Origin of the sequence: Streptomyces blastmyceticus (assembly GCF_039521185.1) — a bacterium.
Lineage (GTDB): Bacteria > Actinomycetota > Actinomycetes > Streptomycetales > Streptomycetaceae > Streptomyces > Streptomyces blastmyceticus.
In genome coordinates this window covers 317,074-337,858 of sequence record NZ_BAAABW010000024.1, presented here as the reverse complement: position 1 = coordinate 337,858, position 20,785 = coordinate 317,074, and the positions used below count along the sequence as shown (strand labels likewise).

The 20,785-nt window shown below is 70.7% G+C and carries 23 protein-coding genes, 1 pseudogene and 1 riboswitch; of the genes and pseudogenes, 1 reads left to right on the top strand and 23 read right to left on the bottom strand.

Features of this window, described 5'->3' with window-relative positions; translation table 11 throughout:
• Positions 1 to 71: 71 nt before the first annotated feature.
• The 7 genes from ABD269_RS22220 to rpsB form a co-directional block, all read right to left on the bottom strand.
• Positions 72 to 1,157 (bottom strand): thiamine ABC transporter substrate-binding protein, encoded by a 1,086-nt coding sequence (locus ABD269_RS22220; RefSeq protein WP_344120271.1) that lies wholly within the window; start codon positions 1,155 to 1,157, stop codon positions 72 to 74.
• Positions 1,152 to 1,256: riboswitch (TPP riboswitch) on the bottom strand. Its footprint overlaps the gene before it by 6 nt.
• Positions 1,257 to 1,313: 57 nt before the next feature.
• Complete coding sequence (gene rlmN / locus ABD269_RS22215) at positions 1,314 to 2,420, bottom strand: dual-specificity RNA methyltransferase RlmN (RefSeq protein ID WP_301892008.1); 1,107 nt, start codon at positions 2,418 to 2,420, stop codon at positions 1,314 to 1,316.
• 88 nt (positions 2,421 to 2,508) lie between these two features.
• Entirely contained in the window at positions 2,509 to 3,630 is a 1,122-nt protein-coding gene (locus ABD269_RS22210; protein WP_301892009.1) for a phosphatidate cytidylyltransferase, read from the bottom strand.
• Positions 3,630 to 4,187, bottom strand: a complete 558-nt coding sequence (gene frr, locus ABD269_RS22205) for a ribosome recycling factor (protein WP_116214130.1) — start codon at positions 4,185 to 4,187, stop codon at positions 3,630 to 3,632. The genes ABD269_RS22210 and frr overlap by 1 nt, the downstream gene beginning before the upstream one ends.
• Positions 4,188 to 4,357: 170 nt before the next feature.
• Positions 4,358 to 5,137, bottom strand: coding sequence for a UMP kinase (pyrH, locus tag ABD269_RS22200; protein ID WP_301892010.1), 780 nt, complete (start codon positions 5,135 to 5,137; stop codon positions 4,358 to 4,360).
• A gap of 163 nt (positions 5,138 to 5,300) precedes the next feature.
• Positions 5,301 to 6,137: a translation elongation factor Ts gene (gene tsf, locus ABD269_RS22195; protein WP_301892011.1), complete on the bottom strand. Its 837-nt coding sequence runs from the start codon at positions 6,135 to 6,137 to the stop codon at positions 5,301 to 5,303.
• A 96-nt stretch (positions 6,138 to 6,233) separates the two neighbouring features.
• Positions 6,234 to 7,091, bottom strand: coding sequence for a 30S ribosomal protein S2 (rpsB, locus tag ABD269_RS22190; RefSeq protein WP_116214127.1), 858 nt, complete (start codon positions 7,089 to 7,091; stop codon positions 6,234 to 6,236).
• Positions 7,092 to 7,405: 314 nt separating this feature from the next.
• Here rpsB and ABD269_RS22185 point away from each other — a divergent pair.
• Positions 7,406 to 7,942: pseudogene (locus ABD269_RS22185) on the top strand (peptidoglycan DD-metalloendopeptidase family protein); the annotation flags it as partial.
• A 150-nt stretch (positions 7,943 to 8,092) separates the two neighbouring features.
• On the opposite strand, the gene ABD269_RS22180 reads toward ABD269_RS22185, so the two are convergent.
• The 16 genes from ABD269_RS22180 to rpsP all read right to left on the bottom strand — a co-directional run bounded on the left by ABD269_RS22180 (position 8,093) and on the right by rpsP (position 20,759).
• Positions 8,093 to 8,650 carry a TetR/AcrR family transcriptional regulator gene (locus ABD269_RS22180; protein WP_301894295.1) on the bottom strand — a complete coding sequence of 186 codons (558 nt, stop codon included), beginning with the start codon at positions 8,648 to 8,650 and terminating at the stop codon, positions 8,093 to 8,095.
• Positions 8,651 to 8,806: 156 nt separating this feature from the next.
• Positions 8,807 to 9,643 (bottom strand): RNA polymerase sigma factor WhiG, encoded by an 837-nt coding sequence (gene whiG, locus ABD269_RS22175; protein WP_301892012.1) that lies wholly within the window; start codon positions 9,641 to 9,643, stop codon positions 8,807 to 8,809.
• Between the two features lie 270 nt (positions 9,644 to 9,913).
• Positions 9,914 to 11,248: a DNA-processing protein DprA gene (gene dprA / locus ABD269_RS22170; RefSeq protein WP_344120265.1), complete on the bottom strand. Its 1,335-nt coding sequence runs from the start codon at positions 11,246 to 11,248 to the stop codon at positions 9,914 to 9,916.
• Positions 11,248 to 12,867: a YifB family Mg chelatase-like AAA ATPase gene (locus tag ABD269_RS22165; RefSeq protein ID WP_344120263.1), complete on the bottom strand. Its 1,620-nt coding sequence runs from the start codon at positions 12,865 to 12,867 to the stop codon at positions 11,248 to 11,250. Before ABD269_RS22165 ends, dprA begins: the two co-directional genes overlap by 1 nt.
• The gene (locus tag ABD269_RS22160; RefSeq protein ID WP_425572954.1) at positions 12,867 to 13,349 is read right to left on the bottom strand and encodes a YraN family protein; all 483 of its coding nucleotides are present in this window, start codon (positions 13,347 to 13,349) and stop codon (positions 12,867 to 12,869) included. The genes ABD269_RS22165 and ABD269_RS22160 overlap by 1 nt, the downstream gene beginning before the upstream one ends.
• Positions 13,350 to 13,470: 121 nt before the next feature.
• Positions 13,471 to 13,779 (bottom strand): DUF2469 domain-containing protein, encoded by a 309-nt coding sequence (locus ABD269_RS22155; protein WP_009714730.1) that lies wholly within the window; start codon positions 13,777 to 13,779, stop codon positions 13,471 to 13,473.
• Positions 13,780 to 13,818: 39 nt separating this feature from the next.
• Positions 13,819 to 14,331 (bottom strand): NUDIX hydrolase, encoded by a 513-nt coding sequence (locus ABD269_RS22150; protein ID WP_301894297.1) that lies wholly within the window; start codon positions 14,329 to 14,331, stop codon positions 13,819 to 13,821.
• 34 nt (positions 14,332 to 14,365) lie between these two features.
• Positions 14,366 to 15,151, bottom strand: coding sequence for a signal peptidase I (gene lepB, locus ABD269_RS22145; protein WP_344120261.1), 786 nt, complete (start codon positions 15,149 to 15,151; stop codon positions 14,366 to 14,368).
• Between the two features lie 82 nt (positions 15,152 to 15,233).
• Positions 15,234 to 16,241, bottom strand: coding sequence for a signal peptidase I (lepB, locus tag ABD269_RS22140; protein ID WP_344120306.1), 1,008 nt, complete (start codon positions 16,239 to 16,241; stop codon positions 15,234 to 15,236).
• Positions 16,180 to 17,235, bottom strand: a complete 1,056-nt coding sequence (gene lepB, locus ABD269_RS22135) for a signal peptidase I (RefSeq protein WP_344120304.1) — start codon at positions 17,233 to 17,235, stop codon at positions 16,180 to 16,182. The genes lepB (ABD269_RS22140) and lepB (ABD269_RS22135) overlap by 62 nt, the downstream gene beginning before the upstream one ends.
• Positions 17,228 to 18,070, bottom strand: coding sequence for a signal peptidase I (gene lepB / locus ABD269_RS22130; protein ID WP_344120259.1), 843 nt, complete (start codon positions 18,068 to 18,070; stop codon positions 17,228 to 17,230). The genes lepB (ABD269_RS22135) and lepB (ABD269_RS22130) overlap by 8 nt, the downstream gene beginning before the upstream one ends.
• Before the next feature lie 45 nt (positions 18,071 to 18,115).
• On the bottom strand, positions 18,116 to 18,463 hold the full coding sequence (gene rplS, locus ABD269_RS22125) for a 50S ribosomal protein L19 (RefSeq protein ID WP_116214119.1): 348 nt from the start codon (positions 18,461 to 18,463) through the stop codon (positions 18,116 to 18,118).
• Between the two features lie 130 nt (positions 18,464 to 18,593).
• The gene (gene trmD / locus ABD269_RS22120) at positions 18,594 to 19,403 is read right to left on the bottom strand and encodes a tRNA (guanosine(37)-N1)-methyltransferase TrmD (protein ID WP_344120302.1); all 810 of its coding nucleotides are present in this window, start codon (positions 19,401 to 19,403) and stop codon (positions 18,594 to 18,596) included.
• Entirely contained in the window at positions 19,403 to 19,972 is a 570-nt protein-coding gene (gene rimM, locus ABD269_RS22115) for a ribosome maturation factor RimM (protein WP_344120256.1), read from the bottom strand. The genes trmD and rimM overlap by 1 nt, the downstream gene beginning before the upstream one ends.
• A 104-nt stretch (positions 19,973 to 20,076) precedes the next feature.
• Complete coding sequence (locus ABD269_RS22110) at positions 20,077 to 20,316, bottom strand: RNA-binding protein (protein WP_020868149.1); 240 nt, start codon at positions 20,314 to 20,316, stop codon at positions 20,077 to 20,079.
• Between the two features lie 2 nt (positions 20,317 to 20,318).
• The gene (gene rpsP / locus ABD269_RS22105) at positions 20,319 to 20,759 is read right to left on the bottom strand and encodes a 30S ribosomal protein S16 (RefSeq protein ID WP_301892024.1); all 441 of its coding nucleotides are present in this window, start codon (positions 20,757 to 20,759) and stop codon (positions 20,319 to 20,321) included.
• Between the last annotated feature and the right edge of the window lie 26 nt (positions 20,760 to 20,785).

Here is a 20,785-nt window from a genome sequence, read left to right as displayed (position 1 = left end):
CGTCCGCCGGAGGGACTGCCGGGACCGCCTTGAGGCCGTCCGGGAGCCCTGTGGCGGCTTCCCCGTGACGTCTACTTCAGGACGATCGAGGACCATGCCTTGATCCACTGGTCGCGGTTCTTGGCGATCTTCTCCGGGGCGAGGGTCTCAGGATCGGTGACCTTCGCGCCGTACTTGGTGAACAGGCCGGGCAGCGCGGCGTCCTGGGCGGCGGGGTTGACGAACATGGTCAGCGGCATGTCCTCCTGGAACTTCTTGCTCAGCAGGAAGTCGATCAGCGCCTTGCCGCCCTCGGTGTTCTTCGCGCCGGACAGCAGTCCGGCGAATTCGATCTGCCGGAAGCACGTGCCGGTCGCGACCCCGGTCGGGGCCTCCTTCGGCTCGGGCTTCACGTCCATCACCTCGGCGGGCGGGCTGGAGGCGTAGGAGACGACCAGCGGCTTGTCGCCCTTGGCCTTCCGGCCGGCGGCGGAGCCGGAGAAGCGCTGGTTGTACGCCTGCTCCCAGCCGTCGACCACCTCGACGCCGTTGGCCTTGAGCTTCTTCCAGTAGTCCTGCCAGCCGTCGTCGCCGTACTTGGCGATGCTGCCGAGCTGGAAGGCGAGCCCGGGGGACGACGTGGCGGAGTTCTCCGTGACGAGGAGGTTCTTGTACTCCGGCTTGATCAGGTCGTCGAAGGACTGCGGCGGGGCCAGCTTGTGGTCGGCGAAGTACGCGCGGTCGTAGTTGACGCAGATGTCGCCGGTGTCGATCGGGGTGACCCGGTGCTGCGCGGCGTCGGCCTGGAGGGCCTTGGGAACCCGGTCCAGGCCCTTGGCCTCGTACGGCGTGAAGAGGTCCTTGTCGAGCGCGCGCGACAGGAGGGTGTTGTCGACGCCGAAGAAGACATCGCCCTGCGGGTGCTTCGCGGAGAGGATCGCCTGGTTGACGGCCGCTCCGGCGTCACCGCTCTTGAGCACCTTGACGGTGTAGCCGCTCTGCTTCTCGAACTCCTTGAGCACGCCGTCCGAGACGTTGAAGGAGTCGTGCGAGACGAGGGTGACGGTCTTGCCGCCGTCGGCCGCCCCGGAGCCGCCAGAGCCGCAGGCGGCGAGCGCGGGCAGGCCGACCGCGACGGCGGCGGCCGCGCCGAGGGCACGCCGGAGATTGGTGTTCATGATGAGCTGACTCCCTACGCCGGTATGACCCGGATCAGGTCCGAGGGTCTGCGGCCCGTGCCGCACTCTCAGCGCTTTCGCGCTCCCCTGTCGGATTGTTCATTTGTGCGTTCGTTTGTGCGAAGGCACCGTATCAGTGCCGTTCCGAGGGCGCGCTCAGCGCTCGGCCGCCGCCAGCTGTCCGCAGGCGCCGTCGATCTCCTGGCCACGGGTGTCGCGGACGGTCACCGGCACGCCGTGCGCGGCGATCGCCGCGACGAACGCCCGCTCGTCCTCCGGGCGGGAGGCCGTCCACTTCGACCCCGGGGTGGGGTTGAGCGGGATGAGGTTGACGTGCACGCGCTTGCCCTTGAGGAGCCGGCCGAGCAGGTCACCGCGCCACGCCTGGTCGTTGATGTCGCGGATCAGGGCGTACTCGATGGAGATGCGGCGGCCCGACTTCTCCGCGTACTCCCAGGCGGCGTCGAGGACCTCGCGGACCTTCCAGCGGGTGTTGACCGGCACCAGGGTGTCGCGCAGCTCGTCGTCGGGGGCGTGCAGCGAGACCGCGAGGCGGCACTTGAAGCCCTCGTCGGCGAAGCGGTGCATCGCGGGGACCAGGCCGACGGTGGAGACGGTGATGCCCCGCTGGGAGAGGCCGAGGCCGTCGGGCTCGGGGTCGGTGAGCCGGCGGATGGCGCCGACGACCCGCTTGTAGTTGGCGAGCGGCTCGCCCATGCCCATGAAGACGATGTTGGACAGGCGGGCGGGGCCGCCCGGCACCTCGCCGTCGCGCAGCGCGCGCATGCCGTCCACGATCTGGTGCACGATCTCGGCGGTCGACAGATTGCGGTCGAGACCGGCCTGGCCCGTGGCGCAGAACGGGCAGTTCATCCCGCAGCCGGCCTGGGAGCTGATGCACATGGTGACCCGGTCGGGGTAGCGCATCAGCACCGACTCGACGAGCTTGCCGTCGTGCAGTCGCCAGAGGGTCTTGCGGGTGGTGTCGTCGTCGCACGAGATGTGCCGGACGACCTTCATCAGCTCCGGCAGCAGCTCGGACGCGAGCTTCTCGCGGGCGGCGGCGGGGATGTCGGTCCATGCCGCGGGGTCGTGCGCATACCGGGCGAAGTAGTGCTGCGACAGCTGCTTCGCACGGAACGGCTTCTCGCCGATCGCGGCAACCGCCTCGCGGCGCTCGGCGGGCGAGAGGTCGGCAAGGTGCCGCGGGGGCAGCTTGGCCCCGCGCGGCGCGACGAAAGTGAGTTCTCCAGGTGCAGGCATGGTCCTACCAGTGTCGCAGACGCGCGGAGAGGGGCCCGCCGCCCTGTGGACAACGGACCCCTCACCGAAGAAAGCGCAGGCCGGGGCCCTATGCGCTGCCGACGAAGACCACCATCAGCAACCACACCACGGGTGCGGTCGGCAGCAGCGAGTCCAGCCGGTCCATGATCCCGCCATGGCCGGGCAGCAGCGCGCCCATGTCCTTGATGCCGAGGTCGCGCTTGATCATGGACTCGCCGAGGTCGCCCAGCGTGGCGCTGGCCGCGACGGCGAGGCCGAGCAGCAGTCCCTGCCACCACTTGCCGCCGTCGATCAGGAAGTGCATGCACAGCGCGCCCGCCACCATGGCGAAGAGCACGGCTCCCAGCAGGCCCTCGCGCGTCTTGCCGGGGCTGATGCGCGGCGCGAGCTTGCGCTTGCCGAACTTCCAGCCCACCGCGTACGCACCGGTGTCGCTGACGACCGTGAGGATCAGGAAGGTGAGCACCCGCCACGCGCCGTCGCCCGCGGCCAGCATCAGGGCCACGAACGTGGCCAGGAAGGGCACGTAGAACGCGGCGAAGATGCCCGCCGTGACATCCCTGAGGTAGTCGTCCGGAGGCTCCGACATCCGCCACACGAGCACGGCGAGCGCGGTGAAGGCCATGGCCACCCACGCGCCCTCTGCGCCCCTCGCGTAACCGGCGATGACCATGGCGGCACCGCCCAGCGCGAGCGGCACCAGGGGGGCCTTGACGGCCTTCCGCTCGGCGAGGCGGGACGTCAGCTCCCACAGCCCGACGACGACGGCGACGACGATCACGCCGAGGAAGACGGGCTTGTAGATGAACAGGGAGGCGAGGATGACCGCGCCGAGGCCCAGTCCCACCCCTATCGCGGCCCGAAGATCTCGGCCGGCGCTCTTCTTGCCGGCCTTGGGTGCCTGGGGGGATGCAGGCTCCGGGGCAGACTCCTGGGGCCGGATGTCGGGCTCCTGTTCATCACGGAACAGGGGGCCGCGCAGGTGGGCGGCCCCCTCGTCACGGTCGTCCTGGTCTCCGCCTGAGGGGGGCACGATGGGCATGGGCCGAGTCTGCGCCGCGACGCCCGCCTCGTGCACAGGACCCGCCGAACCCGGGCGCACGTCCCCACCGAGCGAGGGGGCGGGGCCGCGGTCGGTGGACCCCCAGTACCCGGCGCTCGACGGGGCTCCCCAGGATGTGTCGTTCATCAGACCTCGAGGAGCTCGGCTTCCTTGTGCTTGAGCAGCTCGTCCACCTGCGCGACGTACTTCGCGGTGGTGTCGTCGAGCTCCTTCTCCGCGCGGCGCACCTCGTCCTCGCCGGACTCCTTGTCCTTGACGAGCTTGTCGAGGGCGTCCTTGGCCTTGCGGCGGATGGCGCGGATCGAGATCTTCGCGTCCTCGCCCTTGGTGCGGGCCACCTTGATGTAGTCGCGGCGGCGCTCCTCGGTCAGCTCGGGGAACGTCACTCGGATGATGTTGCCGTCGTTGCTCGGGTTGACACCGAGGTCCGAGTCGCGGATGGCCTGCTCGATGTTGCGCAGTGCGCTCTTGTCGAAGGGCGTCACCACAGCCATGCGCGGCTCCGGCACCGAGAAGGACGCCAGCTGGTTGATCGGCGTCAGCGCACCGTAGTAGTCGGCCACGATCTTGTTGAACATCGCGGGGTGCGCACGCCCGGTGCGAATCGCCGCGAAGTCCTCCTTGGCGACCACAACGGCCTTCTCCATCTTCTCCTCGGCCTCGAGGAGGATCTCTTCGATCACCACTTGCTCCTGGTGTTATCAGTAAGCAGAGCCTCGCCCCTGCGCGCGTCTTCTCCTGCACGGTGTCCGACCGGCAGGCAGTTGTCCATCCCCGTGCCGGGGTCTTCCCACGGCACGGTGTTGCCGTCCCTGTGCGGCGTGATCGCCCAGGACGGCGGTTGTCCGGGCCGTCAGGCCCGCGTGCTCTGGTCGCTCACGAGCGTGCCGATCTTCTCACCCTTGACCGCACGCGCGATGTTGCCCTCGGCGAGCAGCTCGAAGACGAGGATCGGCACCTTGTTGTCCATGCACAGGGAGATGGCGGTGGCGTCGGCGACCTTGAGGCCGCGGGACAGCACCTCGCTGTACTCGAGAGCGTCGAACTTCACCGCGTCGGGGTTCTTCTTCGGGTCGGAGTCGTAGACCCCGTCGACGCCGTTCTTGCCCATCAGGATCGCCTCGGCGTGGATCTCCAGGGCGCGCTGGGCGGCGGTGGTGTCGGTGGAGAAGTAGGGCATGCCCATGCCGGCGCCGAAGATGACGACGCGGCCCTTCTCCAGGTGGCGCACCGCGCGCAGCGGGATGAACGGCTCGGCGACCTGGCCCATGGTGATGCCGGTCTGCACCCGCGTCTCGACGCCTTCCTTGACCAGGAAGTCCTGGAGGGCGAGAGAGTTCATGACGGTGCCGAGCATGCCCATGTAGTCCGAGCGGGCACGGTCCATGCCGCGCTGCTGGAGCTCGGCGCCGCGGAAGAAGTTGCCGCCGCCGATGACGACGGCGATCTCGTAGCCGTCGCGGACGACTGCCGCGATCTCGCGAGCGATGGCGTGCACGACATCGGGGTCGACACCGAGGCCCCCGCCGCCGGCGAATGCCTCGCCGGACAGTTTCAGCATAAACCGACGGCGTTTGCCGTGGTCAGCGCTTTTGTCGTCGGCTGCCGGCCGGGCGTCCGCACCCTGATTCATTGGAGATCTCCTCGTGCACATACGAAGAAGGCCATTGCCGGATGGGTCTTTATCAGATCCCTGTACGGCAATGGCCTCCTCGTCACATCAGCGGCCGACCGGTGAAGGGTCGGCTGCGTACGACCCTAGCGGGTCGCAGGTCATTCGCTGCCCTGCTGACGGCTCAGGCGCCGACGCGGATGCGCGAGAAGCGCTTCAGCTTGACACCGGCCTCGTCCAGAATCTTCTGGACGGTCTTCTTGTTGTCCTTGGCAAACGCCTGCTCGAGAACGGAGTTCTCCTTGACGAAGCCGGTGACGCGACCCTCGATGATCTTCGGCAGGGCGGCCTCGGGCTTGCCCTCCTCGCGGGCGGTGGCCTCGGCGACGCGGCGCTCGTTCTCGAGTACGTCGGCCGGGATGTCCTCGCGGGAGAGGAACTTCGGCGCGAACGCGGCGATGTGCTGCGCGATGTCCTTGGCGACCTCGGCGTTGTCCTTGTCGAGCTCGACAAGGACGCCGACCTGCGGCGGCAGGTCCGCGGCGGTGCGGTGCATGTACGCGGAGACGTAACCGTCGGCGAACTGCGCGAAGCGGTCGACGACGATCTTCTCGCCGAGGGTGGCGTTGGCCTCGTCCACGAACGCCTGGACGGTCTTGCCGGCCTCGATCTCGGACGCCATGAGCGCCTCGAGGTCCGCCGGAGCGGTCTTGGCGACGTGGGCGGCCAGCGTCTCGGCGACGGCGATGAACTTCTCGCCCTTGGCGACGAAGTCGGTCTCGCACTTCAGCTCGACGAGCACACCGGAGGTGTTGTCGTCGGCGATGACCGAGACGACGGCACCGTTCGAGGTGGTGCGGCTCTCGCGCTTGGCCACGCCCTTCAGGCCCTTGACGCGAACGATCTCGACGGCCTTGTCCAGGTCGCCGGCCGCCTCGTCCAGCGCCTTCTTGCAGTCCATCATGCCGGCGCCGGTGAGCTCACGGAGCTTCTTGACGTCAGCGGCGGTGAAGTTCGCCATGGTGAATCTCTCTCGGAAGTCGTTGTGACTACGGGTGCACGACGGGGGCGGCGCCGGTCGCGCCGTCCCCCGCCGTCATCTACCGCGACTGAGTTGTCAGGCCTGCTCGGCGTCCGCGGCCGGCTTCTCGGCCTCGGCGGCCGGGGCCTCGGCCGGAGCCTCGGTCTCGTCAGCCTTCTTCTCGCCCTCGAGCAGGTCGCGCTCCCACTCGGCGAGCGGCTCGCCGGCGGCCTTGTCGGCCTTGGCGTCACCGGTGGCGGCACCGGAACGGGCGATGAGGCCCTCGGCGACGGCGTCGGCGATCACGCGGGTGAGCAGCGTGACGGAGCGGATCGCGTCGTCGTTGCCCGGGATCTTGTAGTCGACCTCGTCGGGGTCGCAGTTGGTGTCGAGGATCGCGACGACCGGGATGCGCAGCTTGCGCGCCTCACCGACGGCGATGTGCTCCTTCTTGGTGTCCACGATCCAGACGGCGCTGGGCACCTTCTGCATCTCGCGGATACCGCCGAGGGTCTTCTCGAGCTTGGTCTTCTCGCGGGAGAGGACGAGCAGCTCCTTCTTGGTGAGGCCGGAGGCGGCCACATCCTCGAAGTCGATGAGCTCGAGCTCCTTCAGGCGCTGCAGGCGCTTGTAGACGGTCGAGAAGTTGGTGAGCATGCCGCCCAGCCAGCGCTGGTTGACGTACGGCATCCCGACGCGGGTCGCCTGCTCGGCGATGGCCTCCTGGGCCTGCTTCTTCGTACCGACGAACATGATGGAGCCACCGTGCGCGACGGTCTCCTTGACGAACTCGTAGGCGCGGTCGATGTACGACAGCGACTGGAGCAGGTCGATGATGTAGATGCCGTTGCGCTCCGTGAAGATGAAACGCTTCATCTTCGGGTTCCAACGACGGGTCTGGTGACCGAAGTGGACGCCGCTCTCCAGCAGCTCCCGCATCGTGACGACGGCCATGGCCGCGCTCCTTGAAATACTCGGTTCCACGGCGGCCGGGCGGCCGCCGCTCCTGACGCCCCGACGTGTCCGCCGTGGAAGGCACCCTTGCGAGGAACCGTTCCGCGGACCGAGAGACACGGCCACCGGGCTGCCCGAAAGGGACTGACGCGCCGGTAGCGGGGCGTGCGAAGTCGATCCGGTGACCCGGATCGCCATGAGAAGTGTACGGGACCCGGGAAGGCCCGGGTGACGGCGTTGTGCACAACCCGCGAGTAGTCCACAGATCCTGGTCAAGATCCCCACGAATCGGCGGGGTGGGTCACGGTTCTCGCATGCGATCTCTCACGTGGCACCTCCGGCGGCGTTCCCCAGACGTGGGCGCGGCGACGCCCGGCGTCTTACTGACCGTGACCATGCTCATCGCATGCGTCACACAGCCCACTTGGGTCACGCGCTCCACGCCCCACTCCACGCCCGCGGACCCGGCCACGGCGGCCGTCGTGGCCGCCACCGCCACAGGCCCTCCGGGGGCGGGCGGGGCCGGAGGCGACCGGGCGTGGCCGGTCACCGGGGCTCGTGGGGGCCGCCCCGTGGTCGTACGGGCGTGGGATCCACCGCCGAAGCCCTGGGCGGCGGGCCACCGCGGGGTGGATCTCGACACCCGGGCGGGGCAGCCGGTGCGCGCGGCCGCCCCCGGGACGGTGTCCTTCGCCGGCACGGTCGCCGGGCGGGGAGTCGTGGCCGTCGCCCTGGCCGGGACGGGCGACCCGCCGCTGCGGATCACCTATGAACCGGTGCGGTCGTCCGTCCACGAAGGCGATCAGGTGGCCGCCGGGCAGCCGGTGGGCACCGTGCAGGCGGGCCCCTTCCACTGTCCTGCGGGCTGTCTGCACTGGGGGCTGCTCCGCGGGGACGTCTATCTCGATCCCCTGATGCTGCTGCCGCCGTGGATGCTGCGCCGCCCGCCGTCCCGGCTGCTGCCGCTCACCGGCCCGCTCGGGCCGCCCGTCGCGGGAGCGTCAGCCCCGGACCCCGCGCAGGGCCATGGACACGGCCGCCTCGGTGATGCGGTGCGGCTCCTCGGCCGCGCCGAGCTCGATGCGGCGGACCGCGGCGTCCACCACTCCCTGGAGGAGCATGGCGGCGAGGCGGGGCTGCTCATGGCCGAGGGCGACGAGGGCCTCGCCCACCATGGCCACCAGCCCGCCGTGCGCGGCGCGGATCTTCTCGCGGGCGCCGGAGTCCAGCTCACCCGCGGAGATGGCGACCACGGCGCGGTGACGCCGGTCGCCGACGAGCGCCAGCTGCCGGCGCACATACGCCTCGATCTTCGCCTCGGGCGTCTCCGCGCGCTCCATGGCGGCCTCGACCTCGGCCGCCCAGACGGGGAAGTCGACGGCGCACAGCTCCTCGACGACCGCGGCCCGCGAACGGAAGTACTCATAGACCGAGGACCGTGCCAGCCCGGTGCGCTCGGCCAGCGCGGGGAAGGTCAACGCCTCCGTACCGCCTTCGGACAACAGGGAACGTGCGGCGTCCAGCAGGGCGTCGCGCTGCATCGTCCGGTGCTCGGCCACTGAGGCCGCTCGAATCCTGGGCACGGCTCCACTTTACGGATATCCGCTGACCGGGACGACGCCGACGGCACGTTTCCCCGCGGGGCGGCGTCCGGGCGGGCGCGCGGAGCGGTGATGGGGCGGCCCGTCGGGTCCGGTGGTGGCCGGTGGGTCCGGTCAGCGTCCTATGTCCGCCAGTTTCGCCCTCAGCTGGAGGACCGACTTGGTGTGGATCTGGCTGACCCGGCTCTCCGTGACGCCGAGCACATGGCCGATCTCGGCCAGGGTGAGGCCCTCGTAGTAATAGAGCGTGACCACCGTCTTCTCCCGCTCGGGAAGGGTGTTGATCGCGCGGGCGAGCAGCCTGCGCAGCTCGCGGTCCTCGGCCACCTCGACGGGGTCGTCCGCGGCGGTGTCCTCGAGCGTGTCCATCAGGCTCAGCCGCTCGCCGCCCTCGGCGCCGACGTGCAGCAGGTCCTCCAGGGCCACGACGTTGGCCAGCGACAACTGGCTGAAGACGCTGTGCAGTTCCTCGACGGCGATGCCCATCTCCGCCGCCACCTCGGCCTCCGAGGGTGTGCGGCGCAGCGCCGCCTCCAAGGTGGCGTACGCGCGCTCGACGGCACGCGCTTTCTGGCGGACCGAGCGCGGGATCCAGTCCAGGGCCCGCAATTCGTCGATCATCGCCCCGCGGATGCGGGTGATGGCATAGGTCTCGAACTTGATCTCGCGCGTGGGGTCGAACTTCTCGATGGCGTCGATGAGTCCGAAGACCCCGGAGGAAACAAAGTCCGCCTGCTCGACATTGGGCGGCAGACCGACGCTGACCCGCCCCGCCACATACTTCACCAGCGGCGAGTAGTGGAGGATCAATTGCTCCCGCAGCCGGTCGTCGCCCGTGGCCTTGTACGACCGCCACAGCTCATCGAGCGTCGAGGGTGCGGGAGGGCGCACGGGCCCGCGTGCTGCGGGCGGTGCCGCCGCGCGATCGGACCCGGAGGTGTGCTGGGGCATTCGTCGTCTTGAGCCGTTCTGCTGTGACGTGAATGGAGACGTGACGTGAATAGGGATGTGAATGGAGTGGTACGAATGGCTGGATTCCCGTGAGCGTAGCGTGACTGACGCGCTGCGGTGCGCGAGGAGAGCCCCTTCGGTCGATATGCGGATAGGTTCCACTGGCCGCGCTCCCGGAGTGCGACTGCCGGATCGCCCGGCGGCCGCGGCGGGTTGGCCGTATCGGCTCCCGCGGTCACCCCCTTAACCCTTTCACCCGATCGCCCCAGGTCAAGAACCGCCTCGCCGCACGGACGGGCGCCGTCCGGGGGGCTTGGTGGTGCCGGATGTTGACGTCGGGCCCGCCAACTTCCAGTGATCACCGGAGCGTTCGACGAAGCCGAGGGCCTGGAGTTCATGGAGCCCGCGGAGGGTCCGGTCCCGGTCCCGGCCCGCGTTGCGGGCGATGAGGTCGCGGTCGCCGCCGGGCCCTCCGGGCACCGCTTCGAGCACCGCGGTCAGCGCGGGGGTGAGCAGGTCCCGGGGCACGACGGGGCCGCGCCGCTCGGGGGCGAGCTCTCCCATGCCGCCGACCAGCTCGGCGATCTCGGCGGCGTCGGTCACCAGGCACACGTCCTCGCGCAGGAGTTCATGGACGCCTGCCGAGAGCCCCGAGGTGACCGGGCCGGGGATGCCCATCGTGTGCCGCCCCAGATCCCGGGCGCGCCGCGCCGTGACCAGGGATCCGCTGCGGTACTGCGCCTCCACGACCACCGTCCCGCGCGTCAACGCCGCGATGACGCGGTTGCGCAGGACGAAGCGGCTGCGCGTCGGATGGCCGCCGGGCGGCAACTCGGCGAGCACCAGACCCTGTTCCGCGATCCGGCCGATCAACTCGGCGTGCCCGCGTGGATAGGGCACGTCCACCCCGCACGCCAGCACCGCTATGGTCGCGCCACCGGCGGCGAGCGCTCCGCGGTGCGCCGCTCCGTCCACCCCGTAGGCAGCGCCCGAGACCACCACCCAGCCGAGCTCGGCCAGCCCGGCGCCGAGGGTGGCCGAGACGTGGGAGCCGTAGTCGGTGCAGGCCCGGGCGCCGACGACGGCGACGGACCGCAGGGCCCACAGCCGGAGGTTGGCCTCGCCCCGCACCCAGAGGCCGACGGGGCGGGCGTCGCCGAGGTCGTTCAGCTGCCCCGGCCACTCCCGGTCGCCCGGGCAGAGGAAGCGGCCGCCCAGCCCGGCGACGGTGCCGAGATCGCGACGGGGGTCGAGCGCCGCCGCCCGCGCCCGGCACCCCGCGAGCCGTTCCTTCCCCGCGCCCGGGGGCGGTGGTCCCGCTCCGGTCAGCCCCCGCACCAGGCCCTCGGCACCGAGCTCCCGCAGCCAGCGCCCCACTCGCTCGTCCCCCGGTTCGGTGAGCCGCGTCAGCGCCACGCGCGCGAGCCGCTCCGCGAGGCCGGGTGCGCGATCCCCGGGCGGCTCAGGTCCGGGAGTCCCGGTCCGGGAGCCCCCGGCGCCGGGGGCAGCCCTGCCCTGGGCACCGCTTCCCGGCCGTGGCCCGCCCGCGTCTTCGAGGCCGCCTCCGTCATCGGGCCCCTCCCCCGTTCTCCGGCGCCCGCGCATCACCTCGCCCCCACCTCGACCGGGACACCCCGGGTGAAGCCGGTGCGCAGATAGAGGGCCTGCGCCACGTCCTCCGCATCCGGGCGGTCGTGTCCGGCGAGGTCGGCGACGGTCCAGGCGACCCTGAGGACCCGGTCGAGCCCCCGGGCCGTCAGCAGGCCGCACTCCATGTCACGTTCGGCTTCCTTGAGGGCTCCGGGCAGGGGGTGCCATCGGGTGCGCAGCTCGTGTCCCGGCATCTCGCCGTTGGTGCTCCACGGGGTGGCCCGGTACCGGGCGGCGGCCCGCTCCCGTGCCTCGCGCACGCGCGCGGCCACCGTCTCGGTGTTCTCCACCGCCCCGTCCCTGCCGGTCAGTTCGGCCCGGGTGACCGCCTCCACCCTGACCCGCAGGTCGACCCGGTCCAGCAACGGGCCCGACAACCTGGCCTGATAGCGGCGGATCGCGGTCGGAGAGCACTCGCACTCCTCCCCCAGCTGCGAGTGCCGACCGCAAGGGCAGGGATTCGCAGCCATGGCCAGGAGAAACCGCGCGGGCATCTGCATCATCCCCGCCGAGCGGGCCACCACGACATGACCGGCCTCGAGCGGCTGTCTCAGGGCGTCCAGCGCCCGCCCGCTGAATTCCGGTGCCTCGTCAAGGAAAAGGACGCCCCTGTGGGCCAGGGAAACCGCGCCGGGGCGCGGCAGGCCGTTGCCGCCGCCCACGAGGGCCGCCATCGTCGCCGAGTGGTGGGGAGCGCAGTACGGCGGAGCGTTCACCAGTGGCTTGCCGGGCGGCAGGACACCGGCGACGGAGTGCACCGCCGTGACCTCCAGGGCCTCCTGGGACGTCAGCGGTGGCAACAGGCCGGGCAGCCGCTCCGCCAGCATCGTCTTGCCCGCTCCCGGCGGGCCCTTGAGGTAGATGTGGTGACCGCCCGCGGCCGCGACCTCCAGGGCCTTGCGGGCCAGGTGCTGGCCCGCGACCTCGGCCAGGTCGGGGACGTGGAGGGCGGCGCCGACCCCGCAGAGCACCCCTGTCCCGATTCCGGCCCCGGCCACCGACAGCCCCGCCAGCGTCGGATCGGGACGCCCGTCCTCGATCGGTTCCTCCTCTGGCACGGGTTCGTCCGAGAGGACCGCGATCAGCTGGCGCAGGCTGCGGACGCCGAGGACCGAGACCTCGGGCACCAGGGACGCCTCCGCGGCCGTCTGCTCGGCGACGACCACCTGGCGGTAGCCCGCGTCGGCGGCGGCAAGCACCGCGGGCAGGACGCCGCGGACCGGCCGGACCCGGCCGTCGAGGCCGAGCTCGCCGATCATCACCAGGTCGGCGATCTGGCGTGGGTCGATCCGCTCGGCGGCGCCCAGGACCGCGCACGCCACCGCGAGGTCGAAGCCGCTGCCGCCCTTGGGGACCGATGCCGGGCTGAGCCCCACCGTCAGTTTCTTCTGCGGCCACTCCGCACCGGAGTTCACCACGGCCGAGCGGACCCTGTCGCGGCTCTCCTGGAGGCTCTTGTCCGGCAGGCCGACCAGGGTGAAGGCGGCGATGCCCGGTTCCAGGCCGGCCTGGACCTCGACCAGGACGCCCTCGACCCCGACCAGGGCCACCGAGCACGTGCGGGCGAATCCCATCACGCCACCCCCTTGGCGTGCTCCACGAAGGGCGCTCCCCGGTCGGGGACGACCACGCCCACCAGGTCGATCCGCACCCCGCCCGGCGGCGGCCCTCCGTTTCGCTCCAGCCATCGCCCGGCGAGCCTGCGCAGCCGGTCGGCCTTCACGGTCCGGACCGCCGCCATCGGGTGTTCGTAGGCGCCCGCGCGCCGGGTCTTCACCTCGCAGACCACCAGGGCGTCACCGTCGGACGCGACGATGTCGATCTCACCGTCCCGGCAGCGCCAATTGCGGTCCAGGATCCTTATCCCGGCCTCCGTGAGCCGGCGCACCGCCAGCTCCTCGCCGTAGCGGCCGAGCGCCTGTCGCGCGAAGCCCTCGGACGATCCGGCGCCCTCGGACGGTCCGGCCTCCCCCGAGGGTCCCGCCGATCCTGCCGCTCTCGAAGATCCAGAAGATTCCGAAGATTCCGAGGAGCTCCCCGGCCCCGCCGATCCCACTGATCCCGCTGATTCCGCCGACCGCTCCGATCGAAGCATGGTCACCACCTCCGGCACCGACTGTGCCGCGACCACGCCCCACTGTTGGATCTTGGTGGATAACCCGCCGGTTGTGGATAACTCAGCCACCCGGGAGGTCGAGATCGCTCTTGTTGAGCTCCTCGATGTTCACGTCCTTGAAGGTGAGCACCCGCACCTGTTTGACGAAGCGCGCCGGCCGGTACATGTCCCACACCCAGGCGTCGGCCATCGAGACCTCGAAGAAGACCTCGCCCTGTACGGAGTGCACCTGCATCTCGTAGTCATTGGTGAGGTAGAAGCGCCGCTCGGTCTCGATCACGTATTTGAACAGACCGACGACATCGCGGTACTCCCGGTAGAGCTTCAGCTCCATCTCGGTCTCGTACTTCTCGAGGTCCTCGGCGCTCATGGCATGTTCCCCTTCAGCCGTGCGTCCCCCTATTGTGCGTCAGGCCCGCTCCGTCTCCAGGAGCACCGGCGTACTCGGGGGTCCCTCGTCGAGCAGCGTACGCAGCAGCTCGGCGAGCCTGGTCGGATACACCGTCTCACGGGTCGCGAGGAGTTCCCCGCACGTCCACCAGCGCAGCCCCGTGACACTGCGCCGCTCCAGCTCCGTCTCGCCCCCGGTCCACTCCGCGGCCTGCCGGGTGCGGGCCAGGTAGTAGCACTCGTCCTGGTCCCAGCGGCGCCCGTCGAAGGGGAAGGAGCAGCTGCGCCGCCACAGCGGCGGGCCCAGCTCGATGTCGGTGATCCCGGTCTCCTCGGCGAGCTCCCGGCGCGCCGCCTGCTCCCAGGTCTCATCGTCCTCCAGCCCGCCGCCCGGGGTGAACCACCAGGTGGTGGCGGGGTCGTCGGGCTCGAAGCCGTGGAGGAGCAGGATCCGGTCCTGTGGGTCGAGCAGGACGACCCGCGAGGCCCTGCGCGGCTCTCCACCGGCCTGCGGGCCGTCGTCGGCCGGCAGGCCGTCCGGCCCCGGCCCCTTCGTCCGCGGCACCTCACCGGACACCCGTCGTCACTCCCTTCCCACCGCCACGGCCTCCGGAGCCGCCGTCCCGCCCGGCCCCGCGCCGTGGCGTCAGGCGGCGCGCCATCGGTCCGTACGCCGCTCCGCCGAGGACGAGCACCGCTCCGGCGACCACCGATGCCAGCACCAGGGGCAGCGGGCCGGGGTGCGACGTGCCGCCCGGCAAACTCGCGAACGTCCGGGGTCTGTCCATCATCCCCCAGCTGCCCATGGGCCAGGCGATGGCGTCCACCCGCCCCTTCACCGCGCTGCGGGGCACCGCGCCGTGGGACGCGTCGGCCAGGTGGGAACGGGAGTCGAGCGAGGTGGTGCGGTGGTCGCCGATGAGGAAGAGCTGCCCGTCGGGCACGGTGGCCGAGAAGGCCGTGATCGACGCCGGGCTCCCGGCCGCCAGATACGGCTCGTCGACCGGCTTGCCGTTGATCGTCATCCGGCCCTGCCGGTCACAGCACTCGACCTTGTCGCCGCCGACCCCGACGACGCGCTTGAGCATGGGCACGTCGCCCCAGACCTTGTCCTTGAAGACCACGACATCCCCGCGCCGCACCTCGCTGCCGTCGATGCGCTCGGCGAGCACCCGGTCGCCGCGCATGACGGTCGGCTCCATCGAGTCCGTGGGAACGGTGTACGGCTGGTACAGCAGGGCGCCCCAGACGAATCCGCCGAGGAAGAGCACACAGCCGACGGCCACGGCCAGCCCGGACAGCACCCTGCCCGCGCGGCCGTGGCCGTCTTCCCCGCGTCCCGCTCCGCTCATGCCCGCTCCCGCCCCCGTAAAGATCGGATCCCCATGCCCTCGGGCATGGGGATCGCACCTTACCGGGCGGTACGGACGCCGGTCAGCCCTTCGGCGCGGTCTTCCCGACGATCCGGCGGCGGCGCCACAGCACCAGCGGCACCGCGCCCGCGAGGCCGAGCGCGGCGGGCGTCGCCGCGGCCGCGGCGTTCAGCCCCGGCTGGTCGAAGGTGCCGGGCACCGGGAGGAAGGACCAGCGGTCGATCGGCCAGGCGACGCTGAAGGCGCGGCCGACGACGTCCTTGACCGGCACCGTGCCGTTGTACAGGTCGGGGTGGTAACGGGAGTCCAGCGAGTCCTGGCGGTGGTCGCCCATCACCCAGATGTGGTCCTTGGGGACCTTGACCGGGGCGAACGGCTTGTCGTCGCAAGGCGAGTTGCCCTGGAAGATGTACGACTTCTCGTCGAGCGCCTTGCCGTTGACCTTCACCGGACCGCCCTGGCCCTGGCACTCCACGGTGTCGCCGCCGACGGCGATGACCCGCTTGATGAGGTCCTTCTCCTCGGCCGAGGGCATCAGGCCGACAAAGCTCAGGACCTGCTGCACACCGCGCCCGAAGGGGCCGGAATTCTGCTGCTGGGTATCGGGGCCGAGCCAGCTCTGGTCGCCCTTGCCCGGGTCGTGGAAGACGACCACTTCGCCCCGCTCGGGCTTGGAACCGAACCAGGGAGTCAGCTTGTCCACCAGCACCCGGTCGCCGCGCTGGAGGGTGTTCTGCATCGAATCGGAAGGAATCGAGAACGCCTGGACAAGGAAAGTCTTGATGAGCAGCGCGAGCACCAGGGCGATGCCGACGAGGATCGGCAGCTCTTTCCAGAAGGATCGTTGCTTCTTGGGCTGCTGCCCGCCCGGCTCCTCGGCGTCGTCAGCGGGTGTCACGCCGTCGCTCTCCGATTCCACCGGTCCGTCCGCAGTGTCCCCGGCCGTCCGGGCCGATCGAGCCGCCTGGAACGAGGCGGCATCCTCCGGCGCGTCGCCCCTGGGCGACTCATCGGTCCCCCCGGGTCGTTTTTCGGGCTCTCCGTGACCGGAACGTGCGCCGACCGCCAAGTCCCCCACATCCGCTCCTCTCTCCACTCTGCCGCCTGTCGTGCATACGACGCAGGCCCACCACTCCCATAACGAGCGGGAGTTCCGCAGGGGTCGGGAGCTGGATCAATCCGTCCTGATCCATGAGGGACACACTATTCGGCGAAGCGCCCGCTCGCGTCCCCGTACGCGGCGCGTCCCCGACCGATGCGAAGGTGTCCGGTTCGGACAATCCCCGCCAGTGGCCGAACGGCCAGGCGATGACCACCGCACGCCCCACCACGTGGTCCTCCGGGACGGTGCCCTGCCCGGGGTCCTCCAAGTGGTAGCGGGAATCGGCCGAATCGGAGCGGTGGTCGCCCATCACGAAAATGCGGCCGGCCGGCACCTTTACCGAGAACTGGAGCTGCGACGGCGGGTTGCCCGGATGGATATAGGGCTCGTCGAGCGGCGTTCCGTTGACTGTGATTTTGCCGTTCTTGTCGCAGCACTTGACCGTGTCACCGCCGACGGCGATCACGCGCTTGATCAGATCCTGTTCGTTCGCAGAAGGAAGCAGGCCGATGAAGGTCAGGAACTGCTTGCCCTGCTTGATGCCCACAGGGTCCCGCGCGGCCTTGGCCTCCTCCCCCGTGAGCCAGCCGCCGGGGTCCTTGAAGACCACCACGTCGCCGCGGGCCGGCCGGGACCCGAACCACGGCGTCAGCTTGTCGACCAGCACCCGGTCGCCGATCCGGATCGTCTCTTCCATCGAGCCGGACGGGATCACGAACGCCTGCACCAGGAACGTCTTCAGCACCAGGGCGATCAGCAGCGCCACCGCTATGAGGATCGGCACCTCCTTGACCGCGGACCGGCGCCGCCGCCGCTTGACCCGGCGCGCCGCCTTCCGCCGCGCGGCCCGCCCGCCCGGCTCCGCACCGACCGGCTCGCCGGCCGGCGCGGGCGCGGCGGCCTCCGGGGCCGCCGTTCGCGCGTGCGACCGCGGCGGCCCCGTACGCCCATGGCTACCCATGGGGGCTCCCGTGCGGCCCGGCGGCACCTGGTTCCGGTACGTCCGCGAAGGCGTCCGGCCGGCGCAGCGAGGTGATCCGGCCGAAGGGCCAGCCGATCCAGTCGGCGCGCCCGATGACCCGGTCGACCGGGACCGTGCCGCCGCCCGGCTCCCCCAGGTGGTCACGCGAGTCGCGGGAGTCGCTCCGGTGGTCGCCCATCACCCAGAGCTTCCCCGGCGGCACCACGATGTCGAAGGGAACGCGCGAGGGGGCGTCGCCCGGGAAGAGGTACGGCTCGTCTATCGGCCGGCCGTTGACCTGGAGCCGGCCGCGCGCGTCGCAGCAGGTGACCCGGTCGCCACCGACGCCCACGACGCGCTTGATGTAGTCGGTCCGCGCCGGGCTCATCAGCCCGACCGACGCCGCGCCCTTGCGGATCAGCGCGGTGATCACGTTCTCCGACGGGGCGTCCTGGACGAACGAACCGAGCCCGTCGAAAACCACCACGTCGCCGCGGCGGGGCTCGTCACCGAAGCCGTACGCGAGCTTGTTGACCAGCACCCGGTCGCCGACCCGGAGCGTGTTCTCCATCGAGCCGCTCGGGATCAGGAACGGCTGGACGACATAGCTGCTGAGCAGCAGCAGGAAGACCAGGCACGCGGTCAGCAGCAGGCCCGCCCTGCGCAGCGGCCCGCCGCCTGCCGGCCAGTCGCGGATCCGCGCCGGGCGGCTCCGCTCCCGTATCTCCGTCGAGCGCGTCTCCTCGGGGAAACGCGAGGAGCGCGACCCCTGCTCCTCCCCCTGTGCGGGTTCTGGAGAGCGGTCGCGCTCCGAAAGCTGTGCGTCGGTGTCCATCGAGCCGAAAGCCTATCCGGCCTGGCCCGGACTCCGGACAGAAGCTCAGCGGTCGCGCTTCTCCTTGATCTTCGCGGCCTTGCCGCGCAGCTCACGGAGGTAGTACAGCTTGGCGCGACGCACGTCACCGCGGGTGACGACCTCGATCTTCTCGAAGATCGGGCTGTTCACCGGGAAGGTGCGCTCGACGCCGACGGAGAAGGAGACCTTGCGGACCGTGAAGGTCTCGCGCACGCCGGCACCCTGGCGGCGGATGACAACGCCCTTGAACTGCTGCACACGGGAGCGGTTGCCCTCGATGACGCGAACGTGGACGTTCACGGTGTCGCCGGGGCGGAAGGCCGGGACGTCGGTGCGCAGCGATGCGGCGTCGACGTTGTCGAGAAGGTTCATAACCGTCTGCTCTCTTCGCCGATGCCACAGGTCATCAGCGGAATAGAAATGATGATGGGGGTCGTGCGCTGCACCGGGCGGACGTCGTTCCCCCTGTGGCAGGGGCGCGCGCCGGGCGCAAGGCAACGGCTTATTCTTCCACGTCCGGGGCCACTCGCCCAAATCGGCCGTCGGGGCCCGGACCCCAGCCCAGGATCGAGAGCATCTCGCGGTCCTTCTTGTCGAAGGCCGCCGGGTCGGTGCGCTCGATCAGGTCGGGCCGGTTCACGACCGTACGCCGGAACGCCTCGTCGCGGCGCCAGCGGGCGATCTTGCCGTGGTGGCCGCTGAGCAGGACGTCCGGGATGCCCCGGCCGCGCCACTCCGGGGGCTTGGTGTAGACGGGGCCTTCGAGGAGGTCGGCCATGGCGCCGGGGGCGAAGGAGTCGTCGCGGTGCGACTCGGCGTTGCCCAGCACGCCGGGGAGCAGCCGGGCGATGGCCTCGACCATCACCAGCACGGGCGCCTCGCCGCCGGCCAGCACATAGTCGCCGATGGAGACCTCGCGCACGTCGAGGCGGTCGCCGTACTCCTCGATGACGCGGCGGTCGATGCCCTCGTAGCGGGCCGGGGTGAAGACCAGCCACGGCTTCTCGGACAGTTCGACGGCGAGCTGCTGGGTGAACGGCTTGCCGCTGGGCGTGGGGACGACCAGGGTCGGCCGGCCCTCTCCGGAGGCGATGACCGAGTCGAGCGCCTCGCCCCAGGGCTCGGGCTTCATCACCATGCCGGGGCCGCCGCCGTACGGGGTGTCGTCGACGGTGTTGTGCTTGTCGTGCGCCCAGTCCCGCAGGTCGTGGATGCGCACGTCCAGCTGTCCGCGCGCGCGGGCCTTGCCGACGAGCGAGACGTTCAGCGGTTCCAGGTACTCGGGGAAGATCGTGACGACGTCGAGCCGCATCACGCGTCACCCTTCGCCGCGTCGCCCTCGGCGTCGCGGGAGCTCGCGACCTCGGCCTGGTCGGCGTCGATCAGGCCGCGCGGCGGGTCGACGACCGCGCGCTGCGCGTCGAGGTCGATCTCCGTCACGATCTCGGAGACGAAGGGGATCATCACCTCGCTGCCGTCGGGCCGCTCCACGATGAAGAGGTCCTGCGACGGCAGGTGCGCGATCTCCGTGATCCGCCCGATCTCGGTGCCGTCGGCGGTGACGACGTCGAGGTCCATCAGCTGGTGGTCGTAGAACTCCTCGGGGTCCTCGGGGGTGTCCTCGGGGTCCACGTCCGCGATCAGGAGCGTGTTGCGGAGCGCCTCGGCGCCCGTACGGTCCTTGACGCCGGCGAAGCGCAGCAGCAGCCGACCGCTGTGCACCCGACCGGTCTCGATGGTCAGCGGGCCCGCTCCGGCGGGGTCCGTGGCCAGCACGGCGCCCGGTCCGAGCCGCAGCTCCGGGTCGTCCGTACGCACCTCAACGGTGACCTCACCCTTGATCCCATGGGCGCGGCCGATCCTGCCGACTACCAGCTGCATGCCGTTCCTTCTCTGCTTCTGCGTACGAACACGACGAGCGAACGCGACAACGGGCCGGGAAGGGCCGCAGCCCCTCCCGGCCCGTGCCGGTGCTCAATCGCTTCTCAGCGGACCTGGTCCACGTCGACGAGGTCGACGCGAATGCCACGGCCGCCGATGGCGCCCACGACGGTGCGCAGTGCGCGGGCGGTACGGCCGTTACGGCCGATCACCTTGCCGAGGTCATCGGGGTGGACCCGGACCTCCAGCACGCGCCCGCGCCGCAGGTTGCGCGACGCGACCTGCACCTCGTCGGGGTTGTCGACGATGCCCTTCACGAGGTGCTCAAGGGCCTCCTCGAGCATCCTCAGGCCTCGGTCGACTCAGCGGACTCGGCCGCGGCGGCCTCGTCCTTCTTCTCCGACTTCTTGGCCTTCGGGGTGATGGCCTCACCCTTCGCGGCGCCGGCCTCGAGGCCCTTGGTGAACTCGTCGAACGCGCGACGCTTGTCCTCCTTGGTCTCGGGGAGGAGCATCGGGGCGGGGGCCGGCAGACCCTTGAACTTCTGCCAGTCACCGGTGACCTTGAGGATGGCCATGACCGGCTCGGTCGGCTGCGCGCCGACACCCAGCCAGTACTGGACACGCTCGGTGTCGACCTCGATGCGCGAGGGGTTCTGCACCGGGTGGTACAGGCCGATCTCCTCGATGGCCCGGCCGTCACGGCGGGTACGGGAGTCGGCGACGACGATGCGGTAGTGAGGCGAACGGATCTTGCCCAGACGCTTCAGCTTGATCTTGACTGCCACTGGAGTGGTGTCTCCTGGTCTTGACG

Excerpts from the sequence above, each read along its gene's own strand:
- trmD (WP_344120302.1), bottom strand. The coding sequence starts at position 19,403 with ATGCGGCTCGACGTCGTCACGATCTTCCCCGAGTACCTGGAACCGCTG.
- ABD269_RS22220 (WP_344120271.1), bottom strand. The coding sequence starts at position 1,157 with ATGAACACCAATCTCCGGCGTGCCCTCGGCGCGGCCGCCGCCGTCGCG.
- dprA (WP_344120265.1), bottom strand. The coding sequence starts at position 11,248 with ATGCGCGGGCGCCGGAGAACGGGGGAGGGGCCCGATGACGGAGGCGGC.
- whiG (WP_301892012.1), bottom strand. The coding sequence starts at position 9,643 with ATGCCCCAGCACACCTCCGGGTCCGATCGCGCGGCGGCACCGCCCGCA.
- pyrH (WP_301892010.1), bottom strand. The coding sequence starts at position 5,137 with ATGAATCAGGGTGCGGACGCCCGGCCGGCAGCCGACGACAAAAGCGCT.
- lepB (WP_344120259.1), bottom strand. The coding sequence starts at position 18,070 with ATGGACACCGACGCACAGCTTTCGGAGCGCGACCGCTCTCCAGAACCC.
- rlmN (WP_301892008.1), bottom strand. The coding sequence starts at position 2,420 with ATGCCTGCACCTGGAGAACTCACTTTCGTCGCGCCGCGCGGGGCCAAG.
- tsf (WP_301892011.1), bottom strand. The coding sequence starts at position 6,137 with ATGGCGAACTTCACCGCCGCTGACGTCAAGAAGCTCCGTGAGCTCACC.
- ABD269_RS22210 (WP_301892009.1), bottom strand. The coding sequence starts at position 3,630 with ATGAACGACACATCCTGGGGAGCCCCGTCGAGCGCCGGGTACTGGGGG.
- rplS (WP_116214119.1), bottom strand. The coding sequence starts at position 18,463 with ATGAACCTTCTCGACAACGTCGACGCCGCATCGCTGCGCACCGACGTC.
- rpsB (WP_116214127.1), bottom strand. The coding sequence starts at position 7,091 with ATGGCCGTCGTCACGATGCGGGAGCTGCTGGAGAGCGGCGTCCACTTC.
- ABD269_RS22165 (WP_344120263.1), bottom strand. The coding sequence starts at position 12,867 with ATGGGATTCGCCCGCACGTGCTCGGTGGCCCTGGTCGGGGTCGAGGGC.
- rimM (WP_344120256.1), bottom strand. The coding sequence starts at position 19,972 with ATGCAGCTGGTAGTCGGCAGGATCGGCCGCGCCCATGGGATCAAGGGT.
- lepB (WP_344120261.1), bottom strand. The coding sequence starts at position 15,151 with ATGAGCGGAGCGGGACGCGGGGAAGACGGCCACGGCCGCGCGGGCAGG.
- ABD269_RS22110 (WP_020868149.1), bottom strand. The coding sequence starts at position 20,316 with ATGCTCGAGGAGGCCCTTGAGCACCTCGTGAAGGGCATCGTCGACAAC.
- lepB (WP_344120304.1), bottom strand. The coding sequence starts at position 17,235 with ATGGGTAGCCATGGGCGTACGGGGCCGCCGCGGTCGCACGCGCGAACG.
- ABD269_RS22155 (WP_009714730.1), bottom strand. The coding sequence starts at position 13,779 with ATGAGCGCCGAGGACCTCGAGAAGTACGAGACCGAGATGGAGCTGAAG.